Genomic DNA, 12,537 nt, shown 5'->3' on the forward strand with positions numbered 1-12,537 from the left:
GACATGAGGGCCTCCGGCGAGGTGCGATCGTCTGCCGACCGGTGCGCTGGGCATGTCCCGTCGGCACGGGCCGTGATTGCGCACCGCGGCACGCGGCGCGGTCAACGAGACTCTTGCCGTCGCCATCGCCGTTCCGCGCCGTGACTGCCCCCCAAAGGATCAGAACGCCTGCGCCGATGGCATCCTGAGCGGTGCCGCGCCATTCCCGCCCCGAGCCCGAGCCCGAGCCCGAGCCCGAACCGGCGATGCCGGGGGGCCGCGCCTCCATTCCATGACGCGGCGGCCGGGCGGCGCGGTGTCGCGGAAGGTCCACGGCGCCCACGTCGCCGCCGGATGATCGGCACCGCGAGGCCAGATGGCTTGCACCTGTCCCGAAGCCAGGCATCATGACGTGGCGGCAACGGGTTGCGGCGGCTCCCGCCTGGCTCGCTGGCCACATTCGGGGGGGGGCGACGGCCCGCCGAATCGCAAGGACCGGATGGCAGCGGACGGCCCGCCTGCCTCCCCCGGCAGGACGGAGGCGGGCAGCATGGCGTGGCACCAAGAGGGTCCGGCGGGCGCGCTGCGTGCCATGCTGCTGTGCAGCACCGCCCTCCTGCCGGTTGGCATCCTCTCCTCCGCCGCCCTTGCCCAGGCCCCGAACGCCGCCCCGACCGGCGGACGCGTCACGGCGGGGGCCGCCGCGATCGCGGGCGGCGCGGCGCAGACCACCATCACCCAGTCGACCGACCGCGCCGCCATCGACTGGCAGCGCTTCGATGTCGGGCGCAACCACACCGTCACCTTCCAGCAGCCCACCGCCCAGTCCTGGACCCTGAACCGCGTCACCACGCCGGAGCCGTCGCAGATCGCAGGCCGCATCCAGGCCAATGGCGGCGTCGCCATCGTCAACCAGTCCGGCGTGGTCTTCACCGAGGGCGCGCAGGTCAATGTCGGCAGCCTGATCGCCTCCGCGGCGAACATCACCGACCAGAACTTCATGGCCGGCCGCATGGTCTTCGACGGGGCCGCCCGCCCCGGCGCGAAGGTGGAGAACCGCGGCAGCATCACCGTCGCCCAGCAGGGGCTGGTGGCGCTCGCCGGACCGCAGGTGGCGAATTCGGGCACGATCCGCGCGAAGCTGGGCCGCGTCGCCCTGGCCGGGGCGGAGACCTACGCGCTCGATCTCGCCGGCGACGGGCTGCTCTCGATCGACGTCACCCAGTCGGTGCGCAGCCGCCCGGAGGGCGGCGCGGCGCTGGTGACCAACAGCGGCACCATCGCCGCGGAGGGCGGCTCCGTCCTCCTCACCGCCTCGGCCGCCTCGGGGCTGGTCGAGGAGGTGGTGCGGCAGAGCGGCCGGATCGAGGCGAACACGCGTGGCGGCCGCACCGGGCAGGTGGCGCTGCGCGGCAGCGGCGGCGGCGTGCGGGTCGAGGGCAGCGTCGCCGCGACCGGCGGGGCGGGGCAGCAGGGCGGCCAGATCGAGGTGATGGCCCAGGGCGGCACGGCGCGCGTGGCGGCCGGGGCGCGGCTCGACGCCTCCGGAGGCGGCGGCGGCGGCCGGATCGCCGTCGGCGCCGACGTTGCGAGCCCGGCGGGCCGGCCCGCCCGCCGCTCCACCCGCACGGTGGTCGAGACGGGCGCGGAGCTGCGCGCGGACGCCACCGGGCGCGGGCGGGGCGGCACCGTGGTCGTCAACGGCGAGCAGTCGGTCGAGGCGCGCGGCCGCATCTCCGCCCGCGGCGGGCCGCAGGGCGGCGATGGCGGCCTGGTCGAGGCCTCCTCCGGCGGCACGCTGAACTTGGCCGCGCCGATCGACGTGACGGCACCGGCCGGGACGGCGGGCAGCTTCCTCCTCGATCCCCAGCGCATCCGCGTCACCACGGACGCCGCCGATCCGGCCAACCCGGCCGGCACGCCCAACGGCTCCGGCGTGGTGGCGGCCAACACCGCGCCCGATACGGGCGAGGTCCGCATCGCGCCCCTCACCATCGAGAACTTCAGCGGCACGGTGACGCTCCAGGCCGATCTGGGGGTGCGCGTCACCGCCGGGATCGCCAAGACCAATGGCGGGCTGACCCTCACCACCACGGCCGCGGCGGGGACGGCGGGCCTGACCGGCGTGTCGGTGGAGGCGAACGTCTCCGTCAGCGGCCGCCTCGGCATCACGACCGCGGGCGACGTCGCCGTCGGGGCGGGCGTCTCGGTCAACGCGGGCCAGTTCGCCGTGACCCAGGCGGCGAACGTCACCAACTCCGGCGCGATCAGCGCGCCGGACCTGTCCATCCTGGCCACCGGGGACGTGCTGAACGCGACCGGGGCGACCATGACGGCGCAGCAGTTCTCGGTCGGCCAGTCCGCGAACTTCACCAATTCCGGGACGATCACCGCGCCGGGCATCTTCGTCTCCGCCAGCGGCAGCATCGTGAACACCGGGCAGATGCTGGCCTCCAACGACAGCTCCACCTTCACCGGCATCGGCCTGACCGCCGGAGGGCTGGTGCGCAACACCGGCACCATCAGCACCCTGGCGGGCTACGAGTCACCCTTCGACGGCGACATCACCATCACCGGCACCACGGTCGAGAACACGGGCACGATCACCGCCCTGCGCAACGCGGAGGTGCGCGCCACCTCGGGGACCCTCACCAACAGCGGACGGATCTCCTCCTCCGGCAGCTACAGCTTCGACAGTTCCAGCTTCATCGGCGCGAACCGCACCACGGTCTCGGGCGAGGACGGCGTCGTCAACACCGGCATCATCACCGCCACCGGCTTCCTAACCTTCTCGGGCGTGGACTACGCCGCGACCACCAGCGTCACCTCCTCGGGCGGCGTCACCAACGACACGGGCGGCACGATCAGCGCGCGGGGGGGAGTGACCGTCTCCGCCGGCGGCGAGGCGACCAATGCCGGCACCATCGCCTCGACAGGCGCCAACATCGAGATCATCGCCGACGCCATCACGACCAGCGGCAGCATCACCGCAGGCGGCGATATCCGGCTGCAGGGTGGCAGGGACACGTCGCTCCTGATCGGTCTCGCCGCCGTGACGGGCGCCGTCGTCGTGTCCGGTCCTGTCTCCGCGACCGGCTCCGTGGACATCACCGGCGACAGCACGGTCACGCTGCAGAACGGCGCCGCCGTCCGCGGCAACGGCGGGGTGAGCATCTCCGGCGGCGCGGGAGTGACGCTGGAGGGCGGGTCGGGCGTCACGGCGGGAACGCCGTCCCTCGACGCGACGGCCCGCCTCTCCACCACGGGCGGCGACATCCAGACCCTGGCGGGGTCGAGCATCAGCGCCAACGCCATCATCCTGGATTCGGCGCAGGACGTCCTGCACGGCGGCACCGCGACGGGGGGCGCGGGAAGCGCAGGCAGCGCCATCGAGATCACCGGCCGCAACCTGGTCCATACCGGCAGCCTGACCGGGGAGGCCAGCCTGTCCATCTCGATGGACGGCACCATCGACACCAGCGGCACCATCCGCTCCGACGCCGGCAACCTGTACCTCTCCGCCGGCGGCACCGGCCGGCCCGCAGGCCAGGCCTGGTCGATCCGCCAGACCGGCGGGACCATCGCCGCGGTCACCGACCCGTCTGCCCCCTCCCCCGACGATTCCGGCCGGGTGGATCTCTACACCGGCTCCGGCGGGGTTCTGCAGACGGGCGGCAGCGTGGTGGCCGCCTACCTGACCGGCGAGGTCGCCACGACGCTGTCGCTGGAAAGCGCGACCAACCAGATCGACGCGCTGGGCGCCGGGTCGTTCCGCGGCCTCCACGCCGGGCAGCAGGCCGCCACGCCGGCGGAGGCCAGCCTGAGCCTGCGCACGGCACGCCCCCTGGAGGTGGCGGGCGAGGTCTCCGTCGGCATCGATTCCGCCAGCTTCATCGTCCGGCGCGGCGGCACGATCAGCCTCGCCATGGATGCGCTGAGCTTCAGCGGGACGGGCACGCTGCGCGCCCCGGACGGGCTGGTCGCGCTGACCCCCGCGACCGACGGGCTGCATGTCGCCATCGGCCGGCTCGGCACGCCCACGGGCCCGGGCGCGGAGCTGGCCCTGAGCGCCGCGGAGCTGGAGGGGAACATCCTCGCCGGCACGCTGCGCCTCGGCGCCGGGGCGGCCGGCACCACCCTCCCCCGCGCCGGCAGCATCCGGCAGTACGCGGACAGCCTGGACCTCGTGACGGGGGGCTCCGTCCCCGGCTCCACCGAGGGCCGCGCCAGCAACCTCCAGCTCTACGCGGGCGGCGCGATCCAGCAGCGCGGGCGCAGCGGCACCGTCGCGGCGGAGACGGAGGGGGCCGGTCCCGACACGGCGGATGGCGCCCGCGGCACGCTGCGCGTGGCCAGCCTTTCCGGCGAGGCTGGCACCTTCGCCTGGTTCGGCGCGGACAACCGGATCGCCTCGGTGGGCGACTTCGCGGCACCCGAGGGCTTCACCCTGCGCAACGCCCCCGGCAGCTATCCCGGCCCGGTCGCCGGCGCCAATGCGAACGGCGTGGCGGTGGACGGAGAGGTCCGGGTGGCGGCCGGCCGGCGCATCGTGCTGGCGGCGGACCAGATCTCGATCGATTCCGCCACGGGGCGGCTGCTGGCCCCGGCGGGCGAGGTGGACCTCCTCCCCGCCACCCTCGGCCGGGCCGTGGTGCTGGGCGGTACCGTCGCGGCCACCGCCGGCCTCTCGCTCTCGGACCTGTCCCTGGCGCGGATCGGAGAGGCCGGCAGCCCGGTGGCGGTGCTGCGCATCGGCCGCTCCGAGGACAGCGCGGTGCAGGGCAACCCGGACTGGCCGGCGGCCTTCGCCCTGGGCCGCAGCGAGGCCGCCGGCTCCACCGCCGCCGGGCCGCGCACGGCGGGCGACATCGCGGTGAGCGGAGACGTGATCCTGCGCGCCGGGACCGCCGACCGGGTGGCGCGGCTGGAGCTCTATGCGGGCGTCGAGGCCACGGCGACCGGCACCGTCACGCAGACGGCCGGGACGCGCATCGACGTCGCCACCCTGTCCGGCGAGGCGCGGGAATCGGCGCTGCTGACCTCGGCACAGAATCGCGTCGACGTGCTGGACGGCTTCCGCGCGGGCACCGGCCCCTCCTCCGGCACGGACAGCGACTTCGCGCTCTACAGCCGCCTGACGCCGCGCGGCGGCGACGCGGCGGGCGATGCCGCCACGCCGCTGGCGGTGACCGGCGAGGTCTCGGTGAACCGCCGCGCCGACGGCACGGCCGCCACGGGCGGCGGTCCCGGCACGATCGCCCTGGCCGGGCCGTCGCTGGAGCTGGGCGCCGACATCACCGCGCCGCCGGCCGCCGGCAGCGTGCTGACCGGCACGGGCGCGGTGCGGACGGACACCAGCCGCACGGTGCTGGAGGCGACGCTGGGCGACATCGTCCAGACCGCCGGACGGCTCCTGACCGGGCGGCTGTCCACGCGCTCCGCCGGGGACACGACCCTCACCGCCGGAACCAACCAGGTCCAGGCGCTGGTGGCGATGGGGCCCCCGCCTTCCGGCGCCGTCTCCACCCAGGCGGAGAGCATGCTCTCCACCGGCGGCGACATCGCCCTGACCACCCTGCTGAACACCGCGGGCGGCGTCAGCGCGGGCGAGCGCGCGCTGGTGGTGCAGGATGCGGTGCGCGTGGCCGCCGGCGGCACCCTGACCCTGCGCGCGGACGACCTGACCCTGCGCGCGGCGCTGTCCGCGGCCGGCGGCACCATCGTCATCGCGCCGCTGACGGAGGACGGCTCGGTCGGCATCGCCCTGGGCGGAGCGGCGGGCAGCTTCAGCGCGGCCGAGCTGACACTGGACACGGACGAGATCGCGCTGCTGCCGCGCGCCGCCGGCACGGGGGCGGCGCTGCTCGCCCTCGGCACCTCCTCGACGGGCGAGATCGCCATCCGCGGCGTGGCCGATTTCGGCGAGCCCACGGGTACGGCCCGCGCCGCCGACCTGGTGAGCCTGCAGGGCGCCGGGGGCGTCACGCAGGAGGCAGGCACGCAGCTCCTCGCACCGGCGCTCACCGCGCGGGTCGAGGACGCGGTACGGCTCGACCCGGGCAGCGGCGACAACCGCGTGGGAGAGCTGCGCGACGTCAGCGCGCCGGGCGGGCTGGCGTATCGCGGCGGCGGGACTCTGCAACTGACGGCCGCCACCGCCGGCGGGCCGGCCGTGACGGTGGCAAGCGGCGCCACGGTGCGGCTGCGGGTGGGCGACCTCGACATCCTCGCCCCGCTGGTCGCACCGGGGGGGACGGTGGAAATCCTGCCGGAGACCGCCGGCGGTCTCATGGCCCTGGGCGGGACGGTGGCGGGCGCCCTGTCCCTCACCGCAGCGGAGCTGGAACGGATCCAGGGCAGCGGCGGCATCGCGGTCGCGCTGCTGCGCCTCGGCGGCTCGGTGGCGGACGGCACCACGGCGGGCGACATCGCCATCCCCGGCACCCTTGCCCTGCGTGACGCCTCGGGGAACCGCGTGGCGGCGCTGGCGCTGCTGTCGACGGGCAACGTCACCCAGGGCGGCGGCTCGGTCATCGACCTGGCGCAGCTCTCCATCGCGGCGGACGGCGCCGTCTCGCTCGACCCCGGCAATGCGGCCAACCGGATCGACCTGCTCTCCGGCGCGACGGCCGGGGGCGGCTTCGCGTTGCGGGCGGGCGGACCGGGGATCGTCGTCGGCAGCGGCGGCATCACCGCCGGCTCCGGAACGGACATCCGGCTGCGGGCGGATGCGCTGTCGCTTGGCGGTCCGCTCGCTGCCCCGGCGGGCACGATCAGCCTGCTGCCCGAGACGAGCGGGCTGGGCATGACCCTGGGCGGCACGGTGGCCGGGACCCTCTCCCTGGACGCCCCCGGGCTGGCGCTGCTGGGCGGCGACGGCACCACCCCGGCGGCACGGCTGCAACTCGGCGGGTCGGGGGTGGACGGCACCACGGCCGGCGACATCGCCATCCTCGGCAACGTCGTCCTGCGCGATTCCGGCGGCGAGCGTGTCGAGGCGCTCGACCTGCAGGCGCTGGGCAACGTGACGCAAGCGGCGGGCACGGCGGTGACCGTGGCCAGCCTCTCCGCCGCGATCGGCGGGGCGGCGACGCTGGACCCCGGCAACGACGCCAACCGGATCGACACGGTGAGCGGCGTGACGGCGGCCGGCGGCTTCAGCCTGCGGGCTGGCGGGGCGGGCGTGACGGTGGGCAACGACGGCATCGCCGTCGGCACCGGCACGGAGGCCCGGCTGCGGGCGGATGCCATCACCCTGTCCGGCGACATCAGCGCCGCCGGTGGCACCATCACCCTGCTGCCGGAGACGAGCGGCCTCGGCATGACGCTGGGCGGCACGGCCCCCGGCACGCTGTCGCTGGACAGCGCCGGCCTGGCGCGTCTCGGCGGCGACGGCAGCACCCCGGCGGCCCTGCTCCAGCTCGGCGGCTATCCGGCGGATGGCAGCACGCCCGGCCTCACCACCGCGGGCGACATCGGCATCACGGGTGCCGTCGCGCTGCGCGATGCGTCCGGCGAGCGGGTGCAGGCCCTGGCGCTGCGGGCGCAGGGGAGCGTGGCCCAGGCCGCGGGGACCTCGCTGGATGTGGCGGCCCTCTCGGCCCATGTCGGCGGCACGGCCTCGTTCGACCCCGGCAGCGCCGCGAACCGCGTCGACGTGCTGCGCGACAGCTCGGCTGGCGCGTTGCTGTCCTATCGCGGCGGCCTTCCGCTGCAACTGATCAGCGCCACGTCGGGTGGCGCGGCGGTCACGCTGGGCAGCGGCGGCGAGGTGCGGCTGCGGGTGGACTCGCTGTCCGTCCTGGCCCCGGTGGTGGCGCCGGACGGGACGATCACCCTGCTGCCCGAGACCAGCGGCCTGGCGATGACGCTGGGCGACACGGCCCCCGGCACGCTGTCGCTGGACAGCGCGGCGCTGGCGTTGCTGGGTGGCGACGGCACCACTCCCGCCGCGCAACTCCAGCTCGGCGGCTACCCGGCGGATGGCGGCACGCCGGGCCTCACCACCGCGGGCGATATCGGCCTCTCTGGCACCGTCGCCCTGCGCGACTCCTCAGGCAGCCGGGTACAGGCACTTACGCTGCGCACGCAGGGCGACGTGAGCCAGGCCGCCGGCTCGGCCCTGGACGTCGCGATTCTCTCGGCCGAGGCCGCCGGGCTCGTCCGCCTCGACCCCGGTAGCGCCGCCAACCGCGTGGACGTGCTGCGCGACACCAGCGTGGGTGACGGCCTGTCCTACCGCGGCGGCGTGCCGCTCCAGCTGAGCGCCTCCACCCCGGGCAGCCCCGCCATCGTCGCGGGAAGCGGGACGGAGGTGCGGCTGCGGGTGGACTCGCTGTCCATCCTGGCCCCGGTGGTGGCGCCGGACGGGACGATCACCCTGCTGCCCGAGACCGGCGGCCTGGCCATGACGCTGGGCGGCACGGCGCCCGGCACGCTGTCGCTGGACAGCGGGGCGCTGGCGTTGCTCGGCGGCGAAGGCGCCACCCCCGCCGCCCTGCTCCAGCTCGGCGGCTATCCGGCGGATGGCAGCACGCCGGGCCTGACGACGGCGGGCGACATCGGCATCACCGGCGCCGTCGCGCTGCGCGATTCGGCGGGACCGCGGGTGGCGGCGCTGGACCTGCGGGCGCAGGGCGACGTGACCCAGACGGCCGGGTCGCTGAACGTGGCGACGCTCTCAGCCCAGGCCGGCGGCACGGTGGCGCTGGACCCCGGGACCAGCGCCAACCAGGTGGATGTCCTGCGCGACAGCTCCGCCGCCACAGGTTTCTCGTATCGCGGCGGCATCCCCTTGCAGCTCGGCGGCACGCCGTCGGATGGCGCGGCCATCACCCTTGGCAGCGGCGGCGAGGTCCGGCTGCGGGTGGACTCGCTGTCCATCCTGACGCCCGTGGTGGCGCCGGGCGGGACCATCACCCTGCTACCCGAGACGAGCGGGCGAGCGGTGACGCTGGGCGCCGAGATGGCCGGGACGCTGTCGCTGGACGGCGCAGAATTGGTAAGACTGCAGGGTCGTACAGCCGTCTTCCCGTCCTACACCTGCCCCAGTCCTAGCTGCTTCGTCCCCGCGCAGCCGGCGGCCGTCCTGCGGATCGGTGGGTCGGTTGTGGACAGCACAACTGCCGGAGACATCACCATCGCCGGCAACGTTGCACTGCGCGACGCCAGCGGGGAGCGTATCCGCGCGCTGGCGTTGCAGTCCCAGGGCAACGTGGCCCAGGGGGCCGGGACGTCACTGGACGTGGCGGCCCTCTCGGCCCATGTCGGCGGCACGGCCTCGTTCGACCCCGGCAGCGCCGCGAACCGCGTCGACGTGCTGCGCGACAGCTCCGCAGGCACGTTGCTGTCCTATCGCGGTGGCGTGCCCTTGCATCTGAGCAGCGCCACGCCGGGCGGCGCGGCGGTCACGCTGGGCAGCGGCGGCGAGGTGCGGCTGCGGGTGGACTCGCTGTCCGTCCTGGCCCCGGTGGTGGCGCCGGACGGGACGATCACCCTGCTGCCCGAAACCAGTGGTCTGGCGATGACGCTGGGCGGCACGGCCCCCGGCTCGCTGTCGCTGGACAGCGCGGCGCTAGCGTTGCTGGGCGGAAACGGCGCCATCCCCGCCGCCCTGCTGCGGCTGGGCGGCTCGGACGCGGACGGGACCACGGCCGGCCCCATCGCCATCTCCGGCCCCGTTGCCCTGCGCGCCGGCGGCACGGATCGCGTCCGCGCGCTGGAGCTGCGGTCCCAGGCGGATGTCGTCCAGGCCGCCGGCACCTCGCTCGACCTCGCCAGCCTCTCGACGCGCGTCGACGGCGCCGTGTCGCTCGATCCCGGCACCGGCGCGAACCGGGTGGATGCGGTGGACGGCGCCATCGCCCAGGGCGGCTTCGCCCTGCGGACCGGCGGCGCGGGCGTGACCGTCGGCACCGGGGGCATCGTCATCGGCCCCGGCGGCGAGATCCGCCTGCGCGCCGATGCCGTGACCCTGCTGGGCAGCCTCGTCGCCCCGGCGGGCACCATCACCCTGCTGCCGGAGACGGTCGGGACCACGATGGTCCTCGGTGGTTCCCTGTCCGGGACACTGCCGGTGGATGTCGGGCCACTCGGCGGCGCGGCGGGGGTGCCGGCGACGCTTCTGCAGCTCGGCGGCTCGGCCGTGGACGGCACCACGGCGGGGGCGATCCTCATCACCGGGAACATCGCCCTGCGGGACGCCTCGGGAGAGCGGGTACGGGCGCTGTCGCTGCTGTCGCAGGGCGCGGTGACGCAGGCGGCCGGGTCCTCGCTGAACGTGGCCACCGTGTCCGCCGCCGCGGGCGGGCCGGTGTCGCTCGACCCCGGGACGGGGGCGAACCGCATCGACGTCATCAGCGGCGTGGGCGCCGGCGGCTTCGCGTTGCGCGCGGGCGGTCCCGGCGTGACGGTCGGCGCGGAGGGAATCTCCGCCGGCAATGGCGGCGAGGTCCGGCTGCGCGCCGACGCCGTCACCCTGGCGGGCAGCATCGCCGCCCCGGCGGGCAGCATCATCCTGCTGCCGGAGACGAACGGCCTGGCCATGACGCTGGGCGGCACGGCCCCCGGCACGCTGTCGGTGGACACGACGCGGCTCGGCGGGGAGGGCGACGTCCCGGCCGCACGGCTCCAGCTGGGCGGCTCGGCGACCGATGGCACCACGGCGGGGGCGGTCACCATCGCCGGGCCCGTGGCTCTGCGCGATGCCGCCGGGGACCGCATCCAGGCGCTGGCGCTGCTGGCCCAGGGCGGCGTGACCCAGGCCGCCGGCACGTCGCTGGACGTGGGCAGCCTGTCCGCCGTTGCGGGCGGTGCGGTGAGCCTCGATCCCGGAACCGGCGCCAACCGCATCGACACGCTGACCGGCCTCGCGGCCGGGGGCGGCGTCGCGCTGCGGGCGGGCGGCGCCGGGGTGACCGTGGCGGGCGACGGCATCCTGGCGGGCCGCGGCAGCGAGATCCGGCTGCGGGCCGATGGCATCGGGCTGGAAGCGCCGATCCTGGTCCCCGGGGGCACGGTCTCGCTCCTGCCGGAGACCGCGGGCTTGGCCATGGTGCTGGGCGGCGATGCGACGGGAGCCCTGTCGCTGGATGCGGCGGGGCTGGCCCGGATCGGCGGCGGGGGCGGCCCGGCCGCGCTGCTGCGGCTCGGCGGCTCGGCGGCGGACGGCACGACCGCCGGCGACATCCTGATCCCCGGCGCGGTCGCGCTGCGCGATGCCGCGGGCGAGCGGGTGCAGGCCCTGGCGCTGCTGGCCAATGGCTCGGTGACCCAGGGCAGCGGCGGCGGGCTGGCTGTGGCCGGCCTGACCGCCAATGCGGGGGGCGCGGTGTCGCTGGACGGCACCGGGAACCGGGTGGACCTGCTGGGCGCCAGCAGCGCGGGCGGCGGCTTCTCCCTGACCAACGGGCTGGGCCTCCTCGTCAGCGGCCCGGCCGTGACCGCGGGCGGGGCCCTGCGCCTCTCCGCCTCGGGCGGGATGCTGCTGCCGGGGGTGACGCTGCGCGGCCAGAGCCTCGCCCTGTCCGCCGGCGGTGGCCTGGCCGCACAGGGTGCCGTGCTCCAGGCCGTGAACGACGCCACTCTCTCCTCCGGCCTCGCCACCGCGCTCGACGCGACGGTGGCCGAGGCCGGCGGGGAGGTGCGGATCGAGGCGGCCGGGCAGGCCGCCATCGCGCGCAGCGGCATCGCCGCCGAGACCCTGGTGGTGCGGGCCGGGGTCGGTGGCGACATGGGCGCGACGCTCTCGCTGGATGGCGCCACCTTCACGCTCGGCCGGGCGGTGCTGCTCGCGGCCGGCGGCGGCATCACCATGGGCGAGACTTCGGCAGTGGTGTCGCGGGACGGGTCCCGGCGGCCGGCGGTGCTGCTGGACACCCGTCGCGGCGGTGCCCTGACCGGCCTCCCCGAGGCGGTGCAGGCCGACAGCCCGCTGCTGCCGGATGCGGCGCAGGCCACGCAGGTGCGGGAGCCGGGCATCGACGCGCCGGGCAGCTTCGGGGCCGCCAGCTTCGCCGCGGCCGGCCCGATGAACCTGCATCTGGAGGCGGGCCAAAGCCCGGTCTTCCTGCTGCTGGACGGCGGCACGGCCAATGGCACGCTCGGCGCCGGGCGGCTGGGCGTGCAGGGCACGGGCGGCGCGATGGCGCTGACCGGCCGCCTGGGCACCCGGATCGACGGCACCGCGGCGCAACTCGGCGACATCACCCGGCCCGTCGCGGAATCCGTGCGGGTGAACTACCTGTTCAACGGCTGCGTCATCGCCTCCTCCACCTGCGCCCTGATCCCCGCGCTGGTGGAGCTGCCGGCCCCGCTGGTCCGCATCCAGGAGGGGGTGGACCGGATGGAGGTGGAGGTCCTGCTGTCGGGCAACCCGTTCAGACAGCTTCTGCCGCCGCCGGAGCTCTACCGCCGCGAGGAGGAGACCAAGCGCAGTATCCAGGATCCGGACGTGCCGCTGCCGAATGTTGGCGAGGTGGACTACTGATACCGACGGCGGGATGCCCTGATCCGTTGTGCTGTCGTGTTCGGGCGGTGGACCGGAAGGGGACGCTGTCC

At 75.8% G+C, this 12,537-nt stretch carries 1 protein-coding gene; it reads left to right on the forward strand.

The features are described 5' to 3' along the window. The first annotated feature begins 529 nt into the window (after positions 1 to 529). The gene (locus tag LPC08_RS10070; protein WP_230452553.1) at positions 530 to 12,466 is read left to right on the forward strand and encodes a two-partner secretion domain-containing protein; all 11,937 of its coding nucleotides are present in this window, start codon (positions 530 to 532) and stop codon (positions 12,464 to 12,466) included. The last annotated feature ends 71 nt before the right edge of the window (positions 12,467 to 12,537 follow it).

Source organism: Roseomonas sp. OT10, from assembly GCF_020991085.1.
Lineage (GTDB): Bacteria > Pseudomonadota > Alphaproteobacteria > Acetobacterales > Acetobacteraceae > Roseomonas > Roseomonas cutis.

Excerpts from the sequence above, each read along its gene's own strand:
- LPC08_RS10070 (WP_230452553.1), top strand. The coding sequence starts at position 530 with ATGGCGTGGCACCAAGAGGGTCCGGCGGGCGCGCTGCGTGCCATGCTG.